The organism is Janthinobacterium sp. Mn2066 (assembly GCF_049319705.1).
Classification (GTDB): domain Bacteria; phylum Pseudomonadota; class Gammaproteobacteria; order Burkholderiales; family Burkholderiaceae_D; genus Janthinobacterium.
On sequence record NZ_JBMOUF010000021.1, the window covers coordinates 15,409 to 39,554 of the forward strand.

General features: G+C 63.3%; 18 protein-coding genes and 2 tRNA genes. 8 read left to right on the top strand and 12 right to left on the bottom strand.

Annotated elements, in window-relative coordinates:
- Positions 1–10: 10 nt before the first annotated feature.
- From ACL9RI_RS27125 to ACL9RI_RS27135, 3 genes are all read right to left on the bottom strand, one after another.
- Positions 11–2,500, bottom strand: coding sequence for a TonB-dependent siderophore receptor (locus ACL9RI_RS27125; protein WP_422729559.1), 2,490 nt, complete (start codon positions 2,498–2,500; stop codon positions 11–13).
- A gap of 77 nt (positions 2,501–2,577) precedes the next feature.
- Positions 2,578–3,600, bottom strand: coding sequence for a FecR domain-containing protein (locus ACL9RI_RS27130; protein WP_422729560.1), 1,023 nt, complete (start codon positions 3,598–3,600; stop codon positions 2,578–2,580).
- A 4-nt stretch (positions 3,601–3,604) separates the two neighbouring features.
- Entirely contained in the window at positions 3,605–4,123 is a 519-nt protein-coding gene (locus ACL9RI_RS27135; protein WP_422729561.1) for a sigma-70 family RNA polymerase sigma factor, read from the bottom strand.
- Positions 4,124–4,310: 187 nt separating this feature from the next.
- On the opposite strand from ACL9RI_RS27135, the gene ACL9RI_RS27140 reads away from it, so the two are divergent.
- Together ACL9RI_RS27140 and ACL9RI_RS27145 are read left to right on the top strand one after the other, a co-directional pair.
- A complete protein-coding gene (locus ACL9RI_RS27140; protein WP_422729562.1) occupies positions 4,311–4,994 on the top strand; it encodes a hypothetical protein in 684 nt (227 codons plus the stop codon).
- 45 nt (positions 4,995–5,039) lie between these two features.
- Positions 5,040–5,501, top strand: coding sequence for a hypothetical protein (locus ACL9RI_RS27145; protein ID WP_422729563.1), 462 nt, complete (start codon positions 5,040–5,042; stop codon positions 5,499–5,501).
- A gap of 247 nt (positions 5,502–5,748) precedes the next feature.
- Here the strand turns inward: ACL9RI_RS27145 and ACL9RI_RS27150 are convergent.
- The 6 genes from ACL9RI_RS27150 to ACL9RI_RS27175 all read right to left on the bottom strand — a co-directional run bounded on the left by ACL9RI_RS27150 (position 5,749) and on the right by ACL9RI_RS27175 (position 9,021).
- Positions 5,749–5,825, bottom strand: a tRNA-Met gene (locus ACL9RI_RS27150).
- 63 nt (positions 5,826–5,888) lie between these two features.
- Positions 5,889–6,380, bottom strand: a complete 492-nt coding sequence (locus ACL9RI_RS27155) for a hypothetical protein (protein WP_422729564.1) — start codon at positions 6,378–6,380, stop codon at positions 5,889–5,891.
- A 108-nt stretch (positions 6,381–6,488) separates the two neighbouring features.
- A tRNA-Met gene (locus ACL9RI_RS27160) sits at positions 6,489–6,565 on the bottom strand.
- A 63-nt stretch (positions 6,566–6,628) separates the two neighbouring features.
- Complete coding sequence (locus tag ACL9RI_RS27165) at positions 6,629–7,807, bottom strand: methyltransferase (RefSeq protein ID WP_422729565.1); 1,179 nt, start codon at positions 7,805–7,807, stop codon at positions 6,629–6,631.
- An 83-nt stretch (positions 7,808–7,890) separates the two neighbouring features.
- Positions 7,891–8,748 (bottom strand): hypothetical protein, encoded by an 858-nt coding sequence (locus tag ACL9RI_RS27170; RefSeq protein WP_422729566.1) that lies wholly within the window; start codon positions 8,746–8,748, stop codon positions 7,891–7,893.
- Between the two features lie 60 nt (positions 8,749–8,808).
- Positions 8,809–9,021: a hypothetical protein gene (locus ACL9RI_RS27175; RefSeq protein ID WP_183677032.1), complete on the bottom strand. Its 213-nt coding sequence runs from the start codon at positions 9,019–9,021 to the stop codon at positions 8,809–8,811.
- 190 nt (positions 9,022–9,211) lie between these two features.
- Between ACL9RI_RS27175 and ACL9RI_RS27180 the strand changes: the two genes are divergently transcribed.
- The gene (locus tag ACL9RI_RS27180; RefSeq protein ID WP_183677033.1) at positions 9,212–9,364 is read left to right on the top strand and encodes a hypothetical protein; all 153 of its coding nucleotides are present in this window, start codon (positions 9,212–9,214) and stop codon (positions 9,362–9,364) included.
- 33 nt (positions 9,365–9,397) lie between these two features.
- On the opposite strand, the gene ACL9RI_RS27185 is transcribed toward ACL9RI_RS27180, so the two are convergent.
- The 3 genes from ACL9RI_RS27185 to ACL9RI_RS27195 all read right to left on the bottom strand — a co-directional run bounded on the left by ACL9RI_RS27185 (position 9,398) and on the right by ACL9RI_RS27195 (position 17,496).
- The gene (locus ACL9RI_RS27185; RefSeq protein WP_422729567.1) at positions 9,398–13,156 is read right to left on the bottom strand and encodes an AAA family ATPase; all 3,759 of its coding nucleotides are present in this window, start codon (positions 13,154–13,156) and stop codon (positions 9,398–9,400) included.
- Positions 13,157–13,181: 25 nt separating this feature from the next.
- Positions 13,182–14,408: an exonuclease SbcCD subunit D C-terminal domain-containing protein gene (locus ACL9RI_RS27190; protein WP_422729568.1), complete on the bottom strand. Its 1,227-nt coding sequence runs from the start codon at positions 14,406–14,408 to the stop codon at positions 13,182–13,184.
- Between the two features lie 67 nt (positions 14,409–14,475).
- Complete coding sequence (locus tag ACL9RI_RS27195) at positions 14,476–17,496, bottom strand: PAS domain S-box protein (protein WP_422729569.1); 3,021 nt, start codon at positions 17,494–17,496, stop codon at positions 14,476–14,478.
- 262 nt (positions 17,497–17,758) lie between these two features.
- On the opposite strand from ACL9RI_RS27195, the gene ACL9RI_RS27200 reads away from it, so the two are divergent.
- From ACL9RI_RS27200 to ACL9RI_RS27220, 5 genes are all read left to right on the top strand, one after another.
- Entirely contained in the window at positions 17,759–18,130 is a 372-nt protein-coding gene (locus ACL9RI_RS27200) for a YajD family HNH nuclease (protein WP_183677038.1), read from the top strand.
- 73 nt (positions 18,131–18,203) lie between these two features.
- Entirely contained in the window at positions 18,204–19,490 is a 1,287-nt protein-coding gene (locus ACL9RI_RS27205; RefSeq protein ID WP_422729570.1) for a winged helix-turn-helix domain-containing protein, read from the top strand.
- The gene (locus ACL9RI_RS27210) at positions 19,487–20,479 is read left to right on the top strand and encodes a DUF2804 domain-containing protein (RefSeq protein ID WP_422729571.1); all 993 of its coding nucleotides are present in this window, start codon (positions 19,487–19,489) and stop codon (positions 20,477–20,479) included. The genes ACL9RI_RS27205 and ACL9RI_RS27210 overlap by 4 nt, the downstream gene beginning before the upstream one ends.
- A 120-nt stretch (positions 20,480–20,599) precedes the next feature.
- A complete protein-coding gene (locus tag ACL9RI_RS27215; protein WP_422729572.1) occupies positions 20,600–23,269 on the top strand; it encodes a GNAT family N-acetyltransferase in 2,670 nt (889 codons plus the stop codon).
- Positions 23,270–23,381: 112 nt separating this feature from the next.
- On the top strand, positions 23,382–24,014 hold the full coding sequence (locus tag ACL9RI_RS27220) for a hypothetical protein (RefSeq protein WP_422729573.1): 633 nt from the start codon (positions 23,382–23,384) through the stop codon (positions 24,012–24,014).
- Positions 24,015–24,146: the final 132 nt, after the last annotated feature.

Here is a 24,146-nt window from a genome sequence, read left to right on the forward strand (position 1 = left end):
CGGGCTACCGTCAGAACTGATACTTGACGGTCAGCGCCGCCTTGCGTGCCGGGCCATACATGCCCGAGTACCACCAGTCCGACACGGACGCCGTGTACTTCTTGTCGAACAGGTTGCTGACGTTGAGCGTGGCCGACAGCTTGTCGCTGATGTCGTAGCGCGCCATCAGGCTGGCCACCGAATAGGCCTTCTGCTCCCAATGCAGGGTGCGGTCGATTTGCCACGCATCGATATCGGAATACACGCGGCTTTGCCAGTTCACGCCGCCGCCCACCGTCAGGCGGTGCAGCTCGCCCGGCAGGCGGTAGGTGGTCCACAGTTTCACCAGGTGGCGCGGGAAGGTGGTCTGGATCGCCTTGCCATCATTGTTTTCCGTCTGGCTGTACGACCAGGCGGCCGACACGTTCCAGGCCGGCGTGACAGCGCCCGACGCTTCCACATCCAGGCCCTGTGTTTTTGCGCCCTTGATCACGCGGTAGGCGGGCAGGTCCGAGCCAGGCAGGGTGTAGCCGGGATCGGAGTCGGCCAGGTTGCTCTGGCGGATCTGGTACAGCGCGACGGTGGTGTTCAGGCGGTCATCGAGCCAGGCGCTCTTGAGACCTGCTTCATAGTTCTTGCCCGAACGGGGCGGCAGCAGCTTGCCATAACGGTCTTGTGCAGATTGCGGCTGGTAGATGGTGGAATAGCTGGCGTACAGATTATGCTGCGCGGTCAAGTTGTAGAGCAGGCCCGCGTACGGTGTAAACACGCGGCTCTCGTTTGCGTGCGACTGGCCATAGAAGTTGACTGCGGGCGCGTCCGAGATATAGTTTTCGTCATAGCGCATCACTTTTGCGCCCACGATCAGCTTCAATGGCTCGGCCAGGGTAAAGCGGCTGGCCGCATAGAGGCTGGACTGGCGGCGCGTGCTGTCATAAGTGACATAGGTGTTGCCGTAGACGGGCATCTTGCTGCCCACCGGTTGATACAGATTGACGGGAGTGCCCTGGATATTCCAGTCAAAACGGCCATCGGTGGTGCTGTTGAACTGGCTGTAGTCGGCGCCGACCACCAGTTCGTGCTGCTGGCCGAACAGCGTGAAGGGGCCGCGCACGTTGACGTCCACGCTGCTCACGCGCAGGTCATAGTCGCGATAGTTCGCTTCCAGGTCCAGTCCGTCGCCGCTGGCCTTGTCGGGAAAGCCGGCACTGACTCCCATGAACACGGAACGCTCCTGCTGCGATGATTGCAAATGCGTGGCCGAGACTTTCAGCTTCCAGTCACCAAACAGCGCCTGGTCCAGGGTGGCGAACACTTCGGTCGAGTTGCTGTTGAAGCGGTTCGATGGCGCGGCCGGGCTGAACGAGCGTGGCAGGTCGGTCATTTCGCCATTGCTGTAGAACAGGGGGAAACCCAGGTAGGACAGCGAACCTTTCGAGCGGTTGCGCTGGTAGGTGACGCCCGCCGTCAGCTTGCTGCCGGCGGCCAGGTCGGCTTCGAGCACGCCATACAGCACTTGCTTGTTGTGGTTGTAGTCGTGGATGATGCTGTCGCTGTCGTCGGCCACCGCGATGACGCGGCCGCGCACGCTGCGCGTTTCGTTCAGCGCGCCCGATACATCGACCGCGCCGCGCCGTTCATTGCGCGAGCCCAGCGCGCCTTCGGCCGATGCCTGGAAGTCTGCGGTCGGCTTCTTGCGCACCATGTTGATGGCGCCCGACGGATCGCCCGCGCCCGTCATCAGTCCCGAGGCGCCGCGCAGCACTTCGATGCGGTCGTACAGCGCCATGTCGGCCAGGCTTTGCGATGGCACAGCATTGAGGCCCAGGTTTTCCGAGTGCGTGCTGACGCCGTCGAGCTGGTAATTGGTGATGGCATAGCCGCGCGAGCTGAAGCCCACGCGCTCGCTGCCGAGGGTAAACAGGGTGATGCCCGGCGTTTGCGCCATGACCTGGCCGATGGTCGTCAAGTCCTGGTCCTGCATGCGCTGGCTGGTGATGACGCTGACCGTTTGCGGGGTCTCGCGGATGCGCAGGCCCAGCGGCGTGGCGGTGGTGATCGCCACCGGCGAGATATACGACCCCGTGCCTTCGGTGGCGTCCTGCTGCGCCATCACCGTCACGCCGGGCATGACGGACAGCGCTTCTGCATCGGCCGCGCGCAGCACATAGCTGCCGTTGGCGCTGCGCTCGGCCTTCAGGCCGGTGCCGCGCAAGACGCCGTTCAGGGCGGCCAGCACGCCCAGGCGGCCATTCAGGCCTGCTGTCGTTTTGCCGCGCGTTTGCTCGGGCGTGAAGCTGAGGATGACGCTGGACTGGCTGGCGACCTGGCGCAGTGCGGTGGCCAGGTCGCCAGCGGGCACCTGGAAGTCATAGACGGCTTGCTGGACGGTGCTGGTGTTGTCTTGCGCCTGGGCGCTGGCGTTGAGGAGCAGCGCGGAGCCGATAAAGACCAGTTGTATGGCGCGCGCCATGGTCGTCGGCCTGGTGCGCGGGCGGGTAGCAGAAATGGATGCAGACATGGTTACCTTGTGTTGAAGTCGTAGAAGAGCGTTTCAACCATGGGTCACGCGGCAAGCGAAAACGGCTACTCTTTTTTTTAATTTTTTTTGTGCGCCTCTATCTGCACCCAGTAGCGCGTGCGCAGCCGCAGCTGGACCGGCAAGGTATCGGGCAGCGACAGCAGCACGGTCTCCAGGTCGTTCAGCGGGAAGACGCCCGAGATGCGCAGGTCGGCCACGCCGTCGTCGCAACCGAGGAAGCCGTGGCGGTAGCGGCTCAGTTCATGCAGGAAGTCGCGCAAGGGCATGTCGTCGGCCAGCAGCAAGCCGCGGCGCCAGCCCCATACATCGGGTGATACGGCCTGCGCTGGCGCCACGCTTGCTGCCGTCATGCTGCTGGCCTGGCCCGCGTGGATCACGACACTGTCGCCGCCATGGTGCGGCGTGAACCGGACAGCGCCTTGTTCCACCGCCACGCTGGTGCGTTCGTCGTCCTGGCGTACCGAGTAGCGCGTGCCCAGCGCCAGCGCCTGGCCATGTGCGGTGTCGACCAGGAAGGGGCGATAGGGCCGGTCAGCTTCCTGGGCCGTGCTGATGAATATTTCTCCCTGCACCAGTTGCAGCAGGCGCTGCGTGCCGGAATAACGGATATTGACGGCGCTGCCGCTGTTGAGCGTGAGCTGGGTGCCGTCCGGCAGGGTGATATCGCGGCGCTGGCCAGTGCTTGTGACTGCATCGGCCAGCAGGGTTTGCGCCGGCTGCGAGCGCGCGCCCAGCCAGCCGGTCAGGCCAACGGCGGCCAGCCACGACAGCGCTTTCAAACTGCCGCGCCGGGAAATCGGCAAGGCGCTCGTCTTCATATTGCGCGAACGGCGCGCCAGCGCCTGGCGGCTGGCTGGTCCATCGAGTCCCTGGAAGCCGCCGCTGACTTTTTCGATATGCCGCCATGCGCGTTCGTGGTCAGGGTGCGATTGCCGCCAGTCGCTCCACGCCATTTTTTCCGACGGCGTGGCCTGCCCGCTCATCAGGGTGGTCAGCCATTCGGCGGCCTGCATGGCAATCGCCATATCGATGGGCAGGCCTTCGGCATACACCATATTGGGCGCTGCGGACGGGCGCATGTGATCAGAGCGCGGCAAAATCGGGTACGGCAAAAAAGCATAGCAGGTTGGCCTGGCTCAGATACTTCTTGATCGAATGGCTGCTCACCTGCAGTTCGGCGGCGATCTCGGCATACGTCATGCCATCAAGGTGGGCCATCAAAAAGGCGTTCCTGGCCTTGTCCGACAATTTGCCGAGCGCATGGTCGATCAGTTGCAGCGATTCGACCAGGATGGACAGCGTTTCCGGCGACGGCGCCAGCGCTGGCGGCAAGTGCGTCAACGCGTCGGTATAAGCATGTTCCAGCTCTTCGCGCCGGCAGTGGTTGGCAATCAGGCGCTTGGCGATGGTCGCCAGGAAGGGGCGCGGCGCGATGATGTCGTTGCTATTGCGGGCGACCAGTATCTTGATAAAGGTATCTTGCGCCAGATCACCGGCCAGCCCCGCATCGTGCAGGCGACGTTTCAGCCAGCCCAGCAGCCAGCTGTGGTGCTGGCTGTAAAGCGACTGGAAGTCTGGCGATGGTGGGTGGGCGGCAAGCACAAGGTCAATAATCTAAATGAGAATTGTTCTCATTGTATCGTAGTCATGTCTCGCAGACAATCCGCGTTGATCAGGCGTTGTGGAAATGCGACTGACGGGCAGGTCTCATCGACGTTTAAAGTTTCTGAAATGCAAGCATCCATGTGCGAAAATGGGCGCTGTCGATGTGGAATGCGCGGAGCGAAAAATGATGTGGATGGTTGGCGGTGCCCTGATTCTCTTGATCGCCAGATTTTTATGGATGGCTTACTTTCATCGTGTGAATGCCATGTCGCGCCAGGCCGAGCTGATGAACTGGGTCAAGATTGGCCGCATGTCCAATCCCAACGGCGGCCAGGATATTTTGCTGGCGAGAAACGAACGAGGCACCAGGATCGACTGGCGTACGGGCGAAGTGTGGCTGATTAATCCCAAGGTGGCCGACCCGTTCGAAGATTACCTGGCGGTCGAGCGCTGGCTGACCCTGAGCGAGTTGTCGGTGGCCAAAGCGCTTCCTGCCATGGATAGTGCGAAACCAGCCGGGGAAGCCGAAGCTACGGCTGAGCCTGTACTTGAGCCGGTGGTTGACCCCCTGCCAGCCTTCCAGCAAAAAGTCGATGACAGCCTGGCCAGGGCCGACGGCGGCCAGGAATTGCTCGACACCAAGCAAGCGTTTGAGGCTGGCAGCGAGGCTTATCTTGACGCCTCGACAGACTTGAGCCGTGCCGCGATCGAGAGCAGCTTGTCGCCGATGATGGTGGCCACCTTCCACATCAGCGCGTTTGCAGCCCTGTCCGACGCGGCCGGCCCCGACCGGCTGGAACGCGCGGCGGCCAGCTTGCGCGCGGCAGCCAGGCAGATACGGGCGGCGGTAAATGTGGATTGCGAATGATCAATAGCCTGAGGCAGGCTGGCTTGTCGACATATGGGAGGTACAGTGACATCGGAAGAAATGCTGCTGCTTGAGAGGCGGAAAAAGAACTTTGCGCAATTTTATGAGGAATTGTCTGCGGCGTTGGTTGATTTTATTGGAAGGCTGGGGATACAGCCGTCACACGCCGTGTTGACGCACGCTCCCCAGTTTGCGCATCATGTCTCGCAGGCCACGCAGGATTTTCAGGTCGAAAGCGAAGGCGACCGGACCTGGCTGGCTGCACGCATGAGCTACTACATAGGCGAATATTTCGTGCAAAAATATTCGGGTTGCTGGTATGTGAATGACATTCCCGATTCCCGCTATTTCGCCCGGTTTGTCGTCGGCAAGTTCAATATTGCTGATCGGGGCGAATTGATGGTCGACCCATTTCAAGTAGCTGATGCCTACATTGCAGAACCGCCGCCTCGCGCGCTCGGGAAGTTGCTGGCGGAAGTAGAGCAGGGACTGCTTCACTTGCGTTAAGGGCGGCAGGATAAAATCGATACACTTGCATGCGCGATCCTGTTCGCCACCAATTATATGGACCAGCGAACTGGCGATGATCCGGATGGTGATGTCGCGGTAATTGAAAAATTCTGCTGCTAAAATGGCTGCGCTTGATTGCTTGTCCATGTATCAATGGCTAAGGATCGGCGCAGGCATATGACTTTGAGAACGCCATTTCCAATGCAAAAAGGCTTATCGCGAACGATAAGCCTTTTCAGTATTCTGGTTGCGGGGACAGGATTTGAACCTGTGACCTTCGGGTTATGAGCCCGACGAGCTGCCAGACTGCTCCACCCCGCAGGCGAATTATATACCAGATCACCGTGTCGCGGGAATGATTTTTGCTAAGCCTGCTTGGGGCGGCTATTTTTGCTTGAAAACCGAGGCTGTGCCCTGGCGCGTAAAGGGTGTGCCCATATGGACTTGCTTGCCGCGCAGTTCGTAGGGCAGGAAGGTAATCACGGAATAGCCATCGCGATGGTCGAGCGCGACGGCGATCGCATCTGACAGTTTTCCGGACGAGGGCAGGGGCACAGTGGCGTCGTACACGAGGGCGGTGGTTTTGTAGACGCCATCCGCAGCGCCTTGTATTAGCGCGTCCTGCATCAGTTCGATGAGTTCTTTCGGTAGCATCGATACTGCGGTTTTGTGTACGGGCATCAGGACAAAATCATCGTTGGATTTCAGGGCTGCACCTATCGGGGGAAATGCTCCACGCCGTTCAAGCTGCAGTCTGGCGAAGGGAACGACGAACTCTTGCAGATATTCGGCATCTCGTTGTGCCTGGGATTGGGCTTGCGCTGTGGCAGAAAAGAACAGGCAGGCCAGTAGTATGGCAGTGAAGAAAGCTTTCAAGGAGTGGCCCAGGCATGATAAAAGTGGCAATTTAACATGCTTGCACGAAATGAGCCAGAATGAAAAAGCCGCTGATTCCTTTGCAAGAATCAGCGGCTTTCATGTATCTGGTTGCGGGGACAGGATTTGAACCTGTGACCTTCGGGTTATGAGCCCGACGAGCTGCCAGACTGCTCCACCCCGCGTCTGAGACCAGGATTATAGTGCAGTTTGCTGCATTGCGCAATGGCTGCGCATGGCCGTATCGATCAGGCCGCTGCCAGACGCCACAATGAGGTCACTTCTTTCGAGCGCGCCGCATGCAGGCTGTCGCTGGCGTCCTGTGCGCGCGGGTGCGTGGGTTTGACGTCGTGGCGGTCGACGACTTTCAGGCCGGCTGCCGTGATCCACTCCAGCAATTGCGCGCGCGGGCGCAGGCCCAGGTGCTCGGCCAGGTCGGACAAAATCAGCCAGCCTTCGCCTGCAGGCTCCAGGTGCCCGGCCAGGCCGGCCAGGAAACCGCGCAGCATGCGGCTGTCCGGATCGTAGACGGCATATTCGATGGGCGAGCTGGGGCGGGCTGGCAGCCACGGTGGATTACACACCACCAGCGGCGCGCGGCCAGCGGGGAACAAATCGGCCTGGATCACGTCGACCTGGTGGCTCAAGTCCAGGCGGGCCAGGTTTTCGCGGGCGCAGGACAGGGCGCGGGCGTCCTGGTCGGTGGCGATGATGCGGTCGACGCCGCGCTGCGCAAGCACGGCGGCCAGCACGCCGGTGCCGGTGCCGATATCGAAGGCCAGCTTGGTGCGCGGGGGCAGCGGCGTATCGGCCACCAGGGCCACGTATTCGCCGCGGATCGGTGCGAACACGCCGTAGTGCGGATGGATGCGCTGGCCCAGGGCCGGCAATTCCACGCCCGTGCGGCGCCATTCGTGGGCGCCGATCAGGCCCAGCAATTCGCGCAGCGAGGCGATGAACGGTTCCGTGCCACGGCCATACGCTTCATTGCAAGCCAGTTTCACGTCGGGCGCGCGGCGCAGCGGCACCGTGTAATCGGCATCGAAAGGCAACAGCAGCATGGCCAGGGTGCGGGCGCGCTGCGACTGGGCCTGGCGGTGCAGATGGAACGCTTCGGTCGCGGTCGGTTCAGGCTTGGCCAGCTTGGCGGCCTTGGCCTTCTTGCTGGGCTTGTCATTCTTGTGGTCGGCGCGCCGCGCCAGCGCCTGCAGCAATTGGCGCGCATTCTGGAAGTCGCCGCGCCACAGCATGGCCGTGCCTTCGCAAGCCAGGCGATAGGCCTGGTCGGCCGTCGTGCGGTCGTCGGCGATGACGACGCGCTTCGGTGGCGGCATGCCGCTTTCCGAGCGCCAGCGGGCCGTGTGTTCGGCGCCGTTTTCGCTCCATTGGATCTGCGGATGGGCGGTATTTGAAGAAGTGTCGGACATGGGATTCAATCGAAAGAAGAGGGCGCGCGGCATGGTCGCCTGCGCAGGCCGTCTTCTATTATACGTGGCAGCTACGTGGCGACCTACGCCTGGGCCTGTGAGATCGCTGGCGGTGCTGGCTTGTCGTCTGCGCCATAGGCAGCCGCTACCGCGCGGGCCTGGGCATCGGATTTGGCATCGGTTTTGTTCGCCTCGGCTGTTTTGGGCGGTTGCACCAGGTTCAGCAGGCGCAGGGTCAGGCTGCCGGCCTGGTCGCCATCCTTGCTGCTGGCGCTGGCACTATCTTGATTGCCATGGAAAATATTGCTTTGCAATTGCTGGCCCAGCAGCTTGAACAGGTCGTTCAGATTGCCCGCGAAATTGGTGGCGGGCAATTGCTTGGTAGGTAAGTCGGCGTCATCAGGCTTGTCTGTGGGCGTATCAGCCGGCGTCTGCTGCAAGGCGCCCGCGCTGATATTGGACTGGTATTGCACTTCCACTTCAAAATCGAAGGTCTGGCCATCGGCCGTGGTGATCTTGCCCTTGCCGATGAAGTGGGCGTTCTCATCCAGGCTGAAGGCGGCCGCCTGGCTGGTCCCTTTGGCGTTCGACACGCTGGCCGCGCCGCTGGAAAAACCCGAGGCGGCCTGCAGGTCGACGCTGTCAAACGCAATGCTGGCGCCATCGCCAAACATCTTTTGCGTCATATTCTTGAGAAAGTCTTGCGCCGCATCCACGGTGGCATTGCCCAGCGCATCGGTGCGCTGCGCGAGTCCCTTGGCCGACAAGTCCAGGCCATTCTTCGACAGGGCCACCACATCCTGCGCGGTGCGCTGCATCAGCGGCGAACCGGCAAAATTCGCCAGATCGCTGCCCGCCTTGGGCGCCTGCTGGCCCTGGTTCGCCACGGTATTGGCGGCGTTCTGGCGTGTACCGGTGACGAGGGCGGGAAGCTGGGACATGGTTTTATGTGGAATGAGCTATGCACTGATTAACGGCGCGTTTCTCGCATTCTTTAACCATTAGTGGTGATGATGTGTCCAGCTACCGTCTGCTGACTCCAGGTAAGCCTTGACGGTTTCAGCCTGGCCCGTGGCGTGGCGCTTGACTTCGCCGCACTGGCAAATGCCCTGGTAGGGCTGGATATGCGAGCAGGCGGATACTTTTTGCAGGTAAACCTGCATGGATTTGTGACATTTTACGCACTTGAAGGTGAGGCTGCGGGCGGCTTTCATGGGCTTCCTAAAGACGATTGCGGGGCGTGCCGTGGGCACGCGCGAAGGCCGGGATTTTACCGCACTTGCCGTATCGTTACATGCTGTTGCATCTTCGCTACGCTCCCGTCAACTGAATGATGGCTGTTACGTTATGGATACAGAGATGCCGTTTGGCATCGCGATTGGTCTCAATGATTGAGGTAACACCATGGAACAGCGTCAGAAACCTGGCAAGGAAATGGTCAGGAAATGGTTGAAAGCCGAGCTCGAACAGCGCCGCCCGCCGCCCGATCCGGAACAGATCCGGCGCGAGCTGGGCTGGGATATGCTCAGGCTGCAAACGGGCTCCGTACCGCGCTAGACTCGCCAGGCTAGTCTCCAGGGCGCTGCCCCGCTATTGCACCGTCACCACGCTCTTGCCGCCCGAACCGGGCCGCACCAGGATCTTGGTGGCGATGCGTTCCGTCATTTCCTGCACGTGCGAAATGACGCCGACCTTGCGGCCCATCGCTTGCAAGCCGTCGAGCGCATCCATCGCCACGCGCAGGGTTTCCGTGTCCAGGCTGCCGAAACCTTCGTCGATGAACAGCGATTCCACGCGTACCCGGTTCGATGACAGGGAAGCGAGGCCCAGCGCCAGGGCCAGCGAGACGAGGAACGATTCGCCGCCCGACAAGGAATGCACGGAGCGCAGCTCGCCGCCCATGTCCTGGTCGCGCACCATCAGGCCCAGCGAGGGATTATTCGGATTGTCGATGCGTTCGAGCTGGTAGCGCCGCGCCAGGTGGTTCAAATGGGCGTTGGCGTAGCCGAGCAGCACTTCCAGCGTGAATTGCTGGGCGTAGTTGCGGAACTTCTTGCCATCGGCCGAGCCGATCAATTCGTTGAGGCTGGCCCAGCGCCGCTCGATACTGGCCTGTTCTTCGATTTGCGCCAGCATGGCTTGTGCGCTGTGGCGCTTGGCGTCGTCCTGGGCAATCGCCAGGCGCAGCTGGGTCGCCTGCTGATTGGCTTGCTGGCGTTCGCTGCCCAGAGCCTCCAGCGCTGCCTGCAACACAGCGATATCCGCTTCCAGTTCGGGCGGCGGCAGCGCTTCGTGGCTGGCCAGTTGCTGGCGGCGTTCGGCCAGCACCGAGACGGCCGCCGTATGCCGGTGTTCGATCGCCTGCAAGGCTGCGCGTTCGGCCCGCATGGCGTCCGGTGAAATCGACAGGCGCTCATGCAGGCTGCTGATATCGCCCGGCGCGTTGCCCGGATTGGCTTGCTGGAATTGCTGCAGCCAGTCCTGTAGCGCAGCGGCGGCGGCAAGTTCCTGCTGGCGCAGGTCTGCCAGCCGTTGTTCGGCCTGCGCACAGGCTTCAGCCAGACGCGTTTTTTCCTGGCTGGCCGCTTGCGCCGCCGTTTGCCGCTGTGCCAGCGCCGTTTTGGCAGTGTCGATGGCGGCGGCCAGCTTTTGTTCAACCTCGGTCACGGCCTGGCCATGCCACAGCGCGTTGCGCTCGGCCTGCAGCGCCTTGAGCTGCGTATCGATGGTCGTCAATGCGGCATGCGCATCCTTGGCAAGCTGCTGCGCCTGGTTTGCGGCCGCCTGCGCTCCGGCCAGCTGCGCGGCCAGGGTAGCCAAGGTTTGGGTGCGGGTTTCCTGCGCAGTTTGCTGCTTTTGCCACTGCGCGCTTTCCATTTCGCGCGCCGCGCGGAACGCGGCAGGGCCTTGCCGCCAGTTGTCCTGCCAGTCTTCGGCGCCTTCGGTATCCGTAAAAGCACGGTCGAGTTGGGCCAGCAAACCATCGAGTGCGCTGCGCGCCGTTTCATTCTTGTCCTTGCCGGCTGTCTGCTGCGCCTGCAGTTGCGCCAGTTTTGTTTGTGCCGACGAGAGGGCGGCCGTCAGCCTGACGTGTTCGGCCGCCGCCTGTTCATGGGCGGCTTGCGCCTGGTCGCGCTGCATTTGCGCCTGGCGCAGCGCCACGTCTTGCTGGGCCAGCGCTTGCAGGCCTGCCGTATTGGCGGCCAGTTGTTCTGCAAACCAGCTTGCGCGCGCTTCTTCCGCCGGCAGCAGCAGGGTGGCGGAATGGGATTGCCACTGCGTCGTCAGTTGGGCAATGGCTTCCGGCAGCGTTGCCAATGCCAGCGCGGCGGGCGTTTGCTCGCGCACGTAGCCTTCCAGCGCCGCCTTGTGCGTGGCCAGTTGGGCGATATTGGCGTGCGATAACACGCGGCATGCCTGCACATCGTCCCGCAGGCTGGCCAGCATCGCCTGCAAGGTGTGATCCTGATGGCTGTACGGGTGTTCCAGCGCGCCGCAGACGGGGCACGGTGTGTCAATTTGCAGATTGGCGCGTAATTGCTCGACGCTGGCGGCGCAGGCCGCTTCAGCGTTTTTTAGGGACTTTTCCGCCTGGACCAGGGCGGCTTCGATGGCGGGCGTCCTGGCCGTTTCCATCGCCAGTGCGGCCTGTTCCGCCTGCACGGCGTGCGCCAGCTGCGCGACTTTGGCCTGCCACTGGGCCAGTTCCTGCTGCTTGCGTGCCAGCTCGCTCCAGGTTTTTTCTGCCATGCCCAGGGTGCGGGCATGGGCTTGCAACTGCGTGCTTTGTTCCTGCAACGCTACACTATCGATGCTGCGCAAGGCGGCCAGCGCCGTTTGCCTTTGCTCTTCGCGCGCGGCCAGCGTGGTGGTGGCCAGCGTCAGCGCGGCTTGCGCCGTCGTGGCTTCTGCATCGGCCTGAGCCAGCAGCCGCGTCGCCTGCGCCAGGCTGGTCTCGGCCGCATCGGCTTGCGCGGCAGCCTGGCCCGCTTGCGTGAATAGCTGGTCCCACAAGGGCCAGGATGTGGCCAGCGCAGCCCAATGTTGGTGGTTGTCCAGCCATTGATTGCCGGCCTCCTGTTCCTTGTTCAGGCTGCGCCGCTGTTCCTGCTGCGCCAGCAATCCCGCCTGGGCCGCATCGTTGGCCTGGTCGGCCGCCTTGGCCGCAGCCTGGGCCTGGCCATGCGCGGGCAGTCGGGCAGCGATGCCTGCATCGAGCGCCTTGGCCTGATCCAGCAGCGGGGCCGCCTCGCGCTGTGCCGTTTCCTGGGCTTGCAGGCTTGTGCTGGCTTGCTGCACCTGATCGGCCGATTGCTGCTCGATAGCCAATGCCTGCGCCGCCTGCTGGCGCGAGGTTTCCAACACCAGGCTGGCACTTGTGATGTTGGTGGTTATCCTGCTCACATCGTCGATCAGGGGCCGGGCCGGTTGCAGCAATTCCCATTGGGCCAGCGCAGCATGCCTGTCCTGCGCCGCCCCGCGCTCGGCCGTCGAATTTTCCAGCGCCTGCTGCGCGGCGACGACCTGGTCCTGCAGTTTCTGCGTCTCCTGGTGCCAGCGCTGCTGCTGTTCCAGCACAGTTTTACGCAAGTCCAGGGTGTGCAGGGCGGTTTCGGCGGCCGCGGCTTGCGTTTCTGTTTCTGCCCGTTCTTCCGGCGGCAAGGGCCGTTGGTCGGCCAGCTTGTCCGCCAGCCGTTCCAGCACCAGTTTTTCCTTCTTCGCCCGCTCGAAGGCGCGCATGGAGATATCGGAATAGATGGTGCTGCCCGTCAGCGTTTCGAGCAGCTCGCCCCGTTCATTGTCTTCCGTTTTCAAAAAGGTGGAAAACTCGTTTTGCGCCAGCAGCACGGCGCGCGTAAACTGTTCAAACGACAGGCCGATGCGCTTTTCGATCTCTTCCTTGACCTCGGTCTTGGTGCCGCCGACTGCTTGCATTTCTGGCAGCCTGTGCAAGCTCATGGCCGTTGCCTGCAGCGCGCCTTCGGCCTTGCTGCGCGAACGGCGCACGCTCCAGCGGGCGCGGTAATGGGCGCCATCGTTGCCGACGAAATCGACTTGCGCATAGCCTTCGGGCGTACCCCGGCGCAGCAGGGTGCGCGTATCCTGGGCATTGACGGTTTCCTTGCCCACGTCGGGCAGGGCGCTGCTGCGGCCCGCCACTTTCAGCAGGCGCGGCGTGGCGTCATACAGGGCCAGGCACAGCGCGTCGAGCAAGGTGCTCTTGCCGGCGCCTGTGGGGCCGCTGATGGCGAACAGGCCGCTGGACGCCAGCGGCTCCTGTTCGAAGTCCACTTCAAATTCGCCGGCCAGCGAAGCCAGGTTCTTGCCGCTGATTTTCAGGATTTTCATGCAGGTGTGTTTGGTGTGGGATGCATCAGGCGGACGGCAGCAGCAATTCAGCCAGCGCCGACAGCTGTTCGCTCGGGGCTTCCTTGCCGTATTTTTGCTGGTACAGGCGGCGGAAGATTTCGTCCGGCTGCAGCTGGTTCAACTGGTCCAGGGTCATGTTTTCCGGCGCGCTGCTACGCGCGGCGCTCGATGTTTCGATCTTCGCCAGGCGCACGGCCTTGCCGTCGAGCGCGTTTTCGATGCGCGTGCGCAGGCCCGGTTCGGGCGCGTCCAGGCGCACGCGCACTTCCAGGAAGGGGCGCGCTTCGGCTGCGGTTTCGGGGACATCGAGCGCCGCCAGCTGGGCCAGCACTTCGTCGATGGGCGCCGGCCTGGCCGGCACGCGCAGCAGGGGCACGGCGCGCGGAATGTCGATGGCCCGTACTTCGCGCAGCGCCTCGCCATCGAGGTCGATGCACAGCACCTGGTGGCGGTAGCCGACTTCGGCAAAGGACAATGGAATCGGGCTGCCGCTGTAGCGGACATGCTCCTGCTTGCCGACGCTTTGCGCCAGGTGCAGATGGCCCAGCGCGGCATACGCGATGGATGCATCAAATATCCCGGACGGCAGCATTTCCGTGCCACCGATGACGATGCGGCGTTCGGAATCGTTGGACATCTCGCCGCCCACCATATGGCAGTGGCCCATGGCGATAATCGCCTGGCCAGGCTGGCGCCGCGCCAGCGCCAGGTCCGTCAACTGGCGGTAGAGCAGGGCGATGCCGCCGAGGTAGGGGTCTTGTCCACTGTCGCTGGCGATCTTCGGCACATCGCCGGGGCGTAAAAAAGGCACGGCCAGGCACCAGGCCTGCACGGCGCCATCGCTGCCGGTGAGCGGCAGCAGCAAGCGTTCCAGGTCGATATCGCCGGCCTCGTCGCGCAGGATATGGCCGATCACGTGCGTGCCATGCGCCGCCAGCAGCGGGCCCGGTGCTTCCAGCCGGCCGGCCGAATCGTGGTTGCCGGCGATGATCACCAGCTGCAGCGCCGGCAGGCGCACGCGCGCCTGCTGCAGGAAAACGTAAAGCTGCTTTTGCGACGCCGAGGACGGGTTGGCGTTGTCGAAGACATCGCCCGCCACCAGCAGCACATCGATCTGTTCAGCCACGAGGGTATCGAGCAGCCAGTCCAGGAAGCGCTGGTGCTCGTAGCCCCGCTCGTAGTTATGCAGGGTCTGGCCCAGATGCCAGTCGGAAGTGTGCAGCAGGCGCATGGTGAGGGCATTGCAAGAGAGGAAACAGGCGTCAATATAGCAGGAATATCTGGTGTGACAAGGCTGCTTATCCGTCGACCGTGCTCCCGGCCCGGTAGGTATTGCGCCCATCCTGCTTGGCCTGGTACAGCAGCACGTCGGCCCGCTGCAGCAGCACGGCGGGGCTGATGTCTTCATCGCGGTAGAAGGCCAGGCCGATGCTGGCCGAGATGTGGACGACGACGCCGTCGAGATCGAAAGGCTGGCGCATGGCCGCGACGATTTTTTCAGCCAGCATGGCGGCGTCGTGGGGCCGGTTGATGTGCTCCATGATGATGGTGAATTCGTCGCCGCCCAGGCGGGCGATGAAGTCGGTGGCGCGCATGGTGTGGGTCAGGCGCTGGGCGAAGGCGCGCAGCAGGGCGTCGCCCGTGCCATGGCCGTGGGTATCGTTGACGGGCTTGAAGCGGTCGATGTCCATGTACATGACGGCCATCAAACGGCCTTGCTGGCGGCTTTCGTGCATGGCGTCGCTGAGCTTTTGCGTAAAACCGGCGCGGTTGGACAGGCCCGTCAGGGTGTCGACCTGGGCCAGTTTCAGCAAGCGCTGTTTTTCGCGTTTTTGCACGGTGATATCCTGGCGCATCACGTGAAACCCCACTACATGCAGGTTGTCTTCGCCAATCTGCGGGATATAGATCACTTCCATGCAGCGCTCCAGGCCGTCCTTCAGGTCTTCTTCCTCGAAACTGAGGGTTTCGCCGCGCAGCACGCGCTCGATATACGGCAGCACGATGCGGTAGCGTACCGGGCCGATGGTGTCGACCACGCTCCTGCCCAGCACCTGCACGCCGCCCAGGTCGAACTCGCGTTCATAGGCGATGTTCAGGAAGCGGTAGATCTGGTCGGCGTCGACGTAGGCGATCATGGCCGGCAGGGTATCGGCGATGGTGCGCAGGCGCGATTCGCTTTCCAGCAGCGCCACTTCCGATTCGCGCAAGGTGGTGATGTCGTCCAGGCTGCCCACATAGCCTTCGATCTGGCCATCGATGAGGATGGGGGCGATTTTTACCGAGACCCAGACCAGCTTGCCGTCGCGGTGCAGGCAGCGCAGGGTCGACTGGAACGGCGCGTGGTCGTGGCGCAGCCGCTCCAGCGCCACGTGCATCTGCGGATAGTCGTCCGGATGCAGCGCGCTGGTCCAGCCGGCGCCCAGGGCGGCGGCGCGCGGCAGGCCGGTAATCGCCTCGAAAGTGCGGTTGACATAGGTGCAGCGGCGCTGGCGGTCCAGGCGCACCAGGCCCAGTGGCGACGCATCGGTGACGGCGGCCAGTTCGGCCTGGTTCTGGCGCAGCTCCACTTCCTGCTGGCGGCGCTGCGAGATATCTTCGGCGATGCACAGGATGTATTCGATTTGCTGGCGCTCGTCAAACACGGGCACGGAGACCACGTGCAGATGGCGCAGGCTGCCGTCAGCCAGGCGCAGCGGCTTTTCCGGATGGTCGATGACTTTACGTTCGGCCAGGATGGTGAGATCGTCCTGGCCGTCATGCAAGCCGAAATCGGGCGGGAAGGCGGCGCAGTCGGTCTTGCCGATCACGTCGTCGGCCAGGTAGCCGGTAACCTGTTCGGCGGCCTTGTTCCATACCACCATCTGGCCGAAATTTTCGGGGCGGGCGCTTTTTACGTAGACCAGCACCGGCAAGTGCTCGATCAGCGATTGCAGGAAGCTGCGCTTGCCTTGCACTTCCAGTTCGTCGTGCTTGCGTTCGCTGATGTCGCGCGAGGTGACGGCCACGCCGTCGCTGATCGGCACGATCTGGTGGCGCAGCCAGCGCGTGCCGCCCGCTTGCTGCGTCAGTTCGAACTCGTCTTCCAATGGCTGGCCGGTTTCCATCACCAGCACGAAGCGCCGGAAAAAGCGCTCGCCGCGCAGCAGCGGCACCAGGCGCAGTGCGCGCTGCCCCAGCAGTTCCGAGCGCGGCTGGCCCAGCATCCCGGCGGCGCTCTCATTGACATCGGCAAAGATGAAGTCTTCCACCGGTTTGCCCGGCGCCGGACGCCAGGCTTTCAGCAGCAGCACGGCGTCGAGGCTGCCCTGGTGCGCCGCCCGCAGCAAGGCCTGCGCTTCCTTCGCCTGGCGGATGCTGCGCCGCAGGCGCTCGCTCTGCCGGTTCAGCAAGAAGGTAAAGATGGCGATCAGCAGGCTGGCGCCGACCAGGATGCCGAAATACACGCGCCGGCGATGTTCAAAATGGCTGAGGGCAGCGGCGCGGCTGACGCCCACCACGGCCAGCAGCGGGTAGCGCGGCAGTTCGCGGTAGCTGTAGATGCGCTGCGTCTTGTCGATGGCGGGGGTAATCAATAGTTCGTCGGGCGCGTGCGTGGGCGGTCCCGGCATGCGGAAATCGATGCGGTCGCTGACCACCATCTGGTCGCCCACGCGGCCCACCGTCAGGCCGTTGTCGCGCGCCACCAGCATCAGGGCGCCATTTTCATCGAGATCGAGGCGGTCATAATCATCGACGAAATACGTGGGATCGACCAGGATGATGATGGCGCCGGCAAAATGGCCCTGCCCGTCGTTCAGGCGGCGCCCCAGGCGTATCGTCCATTTTTTGGTCGCCACGTCGAGCGTGGGCGTATCGACCAGCGCCGTGTCGACCGGGTTAGCTATCAGCGCCTTGAAGAAGGCATGCCCTGCCAGGTGTTCCGGCATATACGCATGCACGCTGTCGATCACGGCGCCGTTGGCGTCGACCAGGGCGATCGGCAGTTCCAGTTTCGATGGCAGCACGCTGTCGAGCAGGCCCAGGCGGCGCGTGAATTCGTTCAGGCGCAGGGTGGCGCCCGATTCCTCATATTTAAGCTTGAACAACTGCGTGGCGTGGTCGGCCTGGCGCAGGATATAGCCTGTATGGTCGGCCAGGGTGCGCGCCAGCGACTGGCTGCTGGCCACGGCGTCCTTGACGGCGCCGGTGCGCTCCTGGCCCACCTGGTAAATGACGGCGCTCCAGATCACGATCAGCAAACTCAGCGCGAACAGGGGCAGGCTGATCCGATACAGGCGGTGGGCAAGGCGTTGCAGGGGTCTCGTGGTCGATATCACGTGCGCTTAGGCAAGAGTCGTTGAAAGGGGCGGCGTGGCGCGGATTATAGAGCCTGCAGCCTGGAATCGCTTGTGCGGCTGTGGTCTTTGTTATTGACTTTATTTTGCGTTAAATCAAACATGGATGGCGCTGCGTACGTAAAAAAAACCGTCTGGCCCCATATTCTGGCCTATCAGAGGCAGGGAGCGTGGCAAAAATAGTACAACGGCAGCGCCATCGTCATTAAAATGACAGCTTCTTCCTCCCATATCGAAAGTTGTCATGCAGAGCAAAAAACCCGACGCAGCCAGACTGGACAAGATCGTTGCCGAAGCGCGCCGCGCCGCCGACCAGCGCGAGAACGGCTACCGTGAACGCTCGCTGAAAATGTATCCGTGGGTGTGCGGCCGCTGCACGCGTGAATTCACGCACGCCAACGTGCAGCAACTGACCGTGCATCACCGCGACCATAATCACGATAACAATCCGCCCGATGGCAGCAACTGGGAACTGCTGTGCCTGTATTGCCACGACAATGAGCACTCGCGCTACCTGGAAGCGGACCGTGGCGCCGGCCTGCTGTCGGCCGAAGTGGCGCCCGCCACGCATAATCCGTTTGCGGCGCTGGCTGGCTTGATCAAAAAGAAAGACTGAACCGGCCGGTCGTTATGGCCGGGGCTGCTTAAAAAAACCGCCGGCCGCTTCATGAATGCGGTATCTTTGTGGCATGAAGAATCTGCATGACGAAACAACCGCCAGCTTGCCTGCGTCATTGACGTTGACCCTGGCCGGCGCCCGCGCGCTGCACCTGGCGGCGCAGGGCTTGCTGCAAGCGCGCCGCAAGAAGGCGGCCAAGGCCGACGTACTGGCGGCCATCCGGCAAATGGGCGTGCTGCAGATCGATACCATCCACGTGGTGGCGCGCAGCCCGTACCTGGTGCTGTGGAGCCGGCTGGGCGACTATCCGCAAGCCTGGCTCGAACAATTGCTGGCCGAGGGCGCGCTGTTCGAATACTGGGCCCACGAAGCCTGTTTCGTGCCGATCGAAGACTATGGCCTGTACCGGCCGCGCATGCTCGATCCGGCCGCGATGGGTTGGAAATATTCGGTCAAATGGATGGCCGAGCAGGCCCCCGCCGTGGCCGCCGTTCTGGAGCATATCCGCATCCACGGCGCGGTGCGCTCTGCCGACTTCGAACGCACCGATGGCAAGGCGGGCGGCTGGTGGAGCTGGAAGCCTGAAAAACGCTCGCTGGAAGTATTATTTACCTCGGGCGTGCTGATGATCGCCAAACGCCACCAGTTCCAGCGCTACTACGACCTGGCCGAACGCGTGTTGCCCGGCTGGGACGATGCGCAGCTGCCATCCGGACCGCAAGTGCGCCGCAGCCTGCTGCTGGCCAGCGTGAAGGCGCTGGGCCTGGCCCGCATCAGCTGGATCAGCGATTATTTCCGCACCAAACAGAGCAGGGCCAGCCTGCAACACGATATACAGGCGCTGGTGGCGGAAGGCGCCTTGCTGCGCTGCCAGGTCGCCGGCTGGGATGATCCTGTGTATGTGCATGCGGACCATGCGGCGCTGGCGCGCACGGCGGCCGAGGGCGGCTTGACGCCGACCCTGACGACGGTCTTGTCGCCGTTCGACCCGGTCGTATGGGACCGCCGGCGCGCGCTGGAACTGTTCGGCTTTGACTACCGCCTTGAATGCTATACGCCGGCCGAAAAGCGCCAGTACGGCTACTTTACTTTGCCGATCCTGCGCCGTGGCGCGCTGGTGGGGCGCATCGACGCCAAGGCCCATCGTGCGCAAGGCCGCTTTGAAATCAAGTCGCTGGCGCTGGAAGACGGCGTGCGTGTGAGTGCACGCTTTGTACAGGACGTGGCCGGCGCCGTGCAGCGCCTGGCCAACTGGCACGGTTGCCCGCAGGTCGATATGACGCAGTCGCGGCCGGCCGCATTCGGCGCGCTGCTGGCCGCCGCGCTGGCGATACCAGCGGACAGGCTGGCCGCATGATCTTGCCACCGTCTCCGCCGGCGCTGCTCGATGGGGACGGTGTGCCCCGCTTTGGCCGCTATGCGGGGCTGGTGGACAAGTTCGACTGGGCTGCGCTGGCCGCGCCCCATGCGCGCAGTGCGTGGTGGCGCTTGTTCCACCGCAAGCGCTGGCATTATGTGGCGCTGTCGACTCCGGCGCTGTTTTGCGGCGTCGCCATCGTCGACCTGGGCTGGGCCAGCACCGCTTTCTCCTACGCTTTCGACCGCCACAAGGGCAAGGTCGTGGCCGCATTTTCACAAAACGGCGTGCCTGGCATGGGCTGCCGGGTGGCGCCGCATGCGGGTGGCAGCAGCCGTTTCCGCTTCCTGTCGAACAGGATCGTGATCGAAGCGGCCAGCCAGCAGCGCCACCGCTTGCTGCTCGATTGCGGCCACTTTGCCATCGATGCCGAATTCGGTCCGCCCGTGTCCCCAGCCTTGCTGGCCTTCGGTCCCGTGGGGGAAGGCGGCTGCGTGCATGCGACGCAAAAGTCGGGCGGCTTGCCGCTGTGGGGCACCGTGCGCTGCGGCGCCATGGGCTACAGCCTCGATGACGGCGTGGCCAGCTTTGATTATTCGAATGGCTTGCTGGCGCGCGAGACGGAATGGCGCTGGGCGTCGGCGCACAGCCTGGACCTGGGTTTCAATTTGCAGGCCGGATACTTTGGCGGACAGGAAAACGCGCTGTGGCTCGATGGCCAGCTGTTTGCGCTGGGCCGCGCCCACTTCGACTTCAATCCCGACAATCCGCTGGCGCCATGGCATGTGTGGACCGACGACGATTTACTGGACCTGCATTTCAGGGCCGAAGGGGCGCGCCGCGAAGATAAAAACCTGTGGCTTGCGTCCAGCCGCTACATCCAGCCGATCGGCACCTTCAGCGGCTGGGTGCGGGCGAGCAGTGCCTCGCCCAAGCGCATCGTGGCGCAGCTGGCCGGCGTGACGGAAAACCACCGCTCGCGCTGGTAGGCAGCTTGATGCGCACACGGTTTTTTTGTGAAAACTGCCACAAGGTCAAGTGTTTTTGGCTGTGCATCCTATACACTGCCCCTGACATTATTCCAGGCGCCATACGCCCATGAGGCCACTATGAGTATCCGTAATCTCGACAAGCTGTTCAAGCCAGCCTCGGTGGCCCTGGTCGGCGCTTCTGCGCGCGAGCACAGCCTGGGCGCCATCACCCTGGCCAACCTGCTGGGCGGCGGTTTCCAGGGCGAAGTCTGGCCCGTCAACCCGAAGTATGATGAATTGCAGGGCCGCCAGTGCTACCGCAAGCTGGCGCAGTTGCCGAAGGCGCCGGACCTGGCGATACTCTGCACGCCGCCGGCCACCATCCCTGGCCTGATCCGCGAGCTGGGCGCGCTGGGCACGCGCGCGGCCATCGTCATGACGGCCGGCCTCGATGGCGGCGCGGAGCATGGCAAGCTGGGACTGGCCATGCTGAAGGCAGCCAAGCCGCATCTGCTGCGCATCCTGGGGCCGGGCAGCATGGGCTTGCTGGTGCCCAAGCTGGGCTTGAACGCCAGTTTTGCGCACGTGGCGGCCACGCCGGGCAAGATCGCGTTTATCTCGCAATCGGGGGCGCTGGTGTCGGGCGTGCTCGATTGGGCCCATGCACATGGGGTGGGTTTTTCCAGGTTCATTTCGCTCGGCGGCAGTGCCGACGTCGATTTTGGCGACCTGCTCGACTACCTGGCGGGCGACGCCGATACGGCCGCCATTTTGCTGTACATGGAGGATATCCAGGCGGCGCGCAAATTCATGTCGGCCGCAAGGGCGGCGGCGCGCAGCAAGCCCGTGATCGTCTTGAAGGCGGGGCGCGAGGCGGCCGGCGCGGCGATGGCGGCCTGGCATACGGGCGCGCTGGCCGGCTCCGACGCCGTCTATGATGCCGCCATCCGGCGCGCCGGCATGCTGCGCGTGTATTCGGCCGAGGAATTGTTCGATGCGGTCGAAACGCTCACGCATATCCGCGCCCAGCGCGGCGAACGGCTGGCGATCCTGTGCAATGGCGGCGGCCTGGGCGTGATGGCCACCGATGCGCTGGTGGGCAGCGGGGGCACCCTGGCCGAACTGTCGCCCGATACCGTGATTGCGCTGGAAAAAGCGCTGCCGCGTGGCTGGTCGCACGATAACCCGGTGGGGCTGGCCGGCGACGCGCCCGTACAGCGCTACGTGGGCGCGATCAAGCCGCTGCTCGACGAACCGCAGGCCGACGCCTTGCTGCTGCTGCATGCGCCCACGGCCATGGTGTCGTCGGTGGACATCGCCGAGGCCGTCACGCCGCTGATCAAGGCCACTTCGCGCACGGTGCTCACTTGCCTGCTGGGCGGCAGCGTGGTGTCGCCCGCGCGGCAGGTCTTCAACCGGGCCGGCATCCCCACCTACGACACGCCGGAAAAGGCCGTGCATGGCTTCATGCAGATCGTGCAGTACCGGCGCAACCAGGAAACCCTGATGCAGGTGCCGGCGCAGCTGCCCATGTCGGCCACGCCGCGCCGCGCCCGCGTGCGCGAGATTGTCGCCGCCGCGCTGGCGGCCGGCCAGACGGTGCTCGGCGAATGCCGCTCGAAGGAAATCCTGGCGGCTTACGGCATCCCCGTGGCGCGCACGCGCATGGCGGCCGACGTGGAAGAGGCGCTGGCGGTGGCGGCAGACATCGGCTACCCGGTGGCGCTGAAGATCCACTCGCCCGACATCGCTCATAAATCGGACGTGGGCGGCGTGGCGCTCGATCTCGATACGCCGGATATCCTGCGCACGGCCGCCGCCGCGATGCTCAAACGCGTGCGGCGCATGCGTCCCGATGCACAGATCGATGGCTTTACGGTGCAGCAGATGGCGCGCCGGCCGCAGTCGCATGAATTGATTATCGGCGTGACCACCGACGCCGCCTTCGGTCCCGTGATCCTGGTGGGGCAGGGCGGATTATCGGTGGAAGTGACGGCCGACCATGCGATCGGCCTGCCACCGCTGAACATGGCCCTGGCGCGCGACATGCTGGCGCGCACCCGCGTGTCGAAACTGCTGGCCGGCTACCGCAGCCAGCCGGCCGCCAATCTCGACGCCATCTGCCATGCGCTGATCCAGGTGGCCGAGCTGGTGGCCGATATCGGCGAACTGGCCGAGCTCGACATCAACCCGCTGGTGGCCGATGCGCATGGCGTGATCGCGCTCGACGCGCGCATCCGGCTGCAGCCGGGGCAGAAAAGCGACCGCCTGGCGATCCGTCCGTATCCGCAGGAACTGGAACAGTGGGTGACGTGGATGGACCATCCCATCCTGCTGCGCCCGATCCGGCCCGAAGACGCGCCGCAGCACCTGGCCATGTTCCACGCGCTGGACCCGGACGATGTGCGCCTGCGCTTTTTCACGTCCATGCGCGAGCTGCCGCTATCGCAGCTGGCGCGCTTGACGCAGATCGATTACGACCGCGCCATGGCATTCATCGCCACCCACACGGGGCCGGACGGCCAGCCGGAAACCCTGGGCGTGGTGCGCGCCGTGGCCGATCCGGACAATATTACGGCCGACTTCGCCATCGCCGTGCGCTCGGCGCTGAAGGGCAAGGGGCTGGGCCATATCCTGTTTGAAAAGCTGGTCGAGTATTTCCGCAGCCGCGGCACGGAAGCGCTGGTGGGCGAGGCGATGGCGCGCAACAAGGGCATGCAGCGGCTGGTAAAAAGTTTTGGCGGCGAGGTCAGCCCGTCGGAAGAGCCTGGCGTGGTCAATTTGCACATCGGCTTGCGCCGTACTTGAAGCTTGCTGCGGGTTTGCGCAGGATCAAACCCGCCCTTAACGCCAGTCTTTACACTTTCACTTTCAGATTGCGATATCAATCGTATTTCGGGCGCATTTTGGGAGTGAGTGCATGCTAACGGCAACATATGCTTTGGTTTCCTTATCGGTTGAACAGGCGAGCATCCGCGTGAGCCTGCTGGCGTTTCAAAAATACATGCATACGCAGTTGCATACCCAATTGCGCCATCAAAACCAGCTGACTTTGGTCCAGTGGCAATACGCGGCCGACTGGCTGAACCGGCTTTATCAAAGCGGCTACTGGCGCAAGGTCGAGTTATATCTGATTCCTGCGATCCGCCAGGCCACGCCACACGCCGATGGCTTGATCGCCGAACTCAACCACTTGCAGCATGCGGCGCTGGAAAGCGTCAATACCGTGCAGCAGGGTGCCGGCGCCGCCATCAACATGTCGCAGCAGATGGAAGCGCAGATCGAAGCGCAGGTTGAGGTGTTATGGGCCAGCATCGATGCCTTTTGCCAGGCGTTGCTGGCGCGGCTGGAAAAAGAAGAGCGCGAATTGTTCGCGCTGGCGCGCAAGGTGATCGTCGGCGAAGCCTGGTTTGCCATCGCCTACCAGTTCCTGGTCCACGATGCGCGCGCCGAGGAAGACCGCCGCAGCAAGGCGCAAGTCTTGCCCTTTGCCGCACCCAAGCCTGTTGTGCCCGAAGTGGGCACTGGCTTGGCATGCAGGGCGCGGGCCTGAAGCAGGGGCGAGGGCTACCCATCGTGCAATCTCTCATAGGGAAAATATTGATCATGCCTGTTTGATAACGACTGTGGTGCTGTCCGATGCAATGCCCCCGGCTTTGTTATGATGTTGGTTTTGATCCACGCG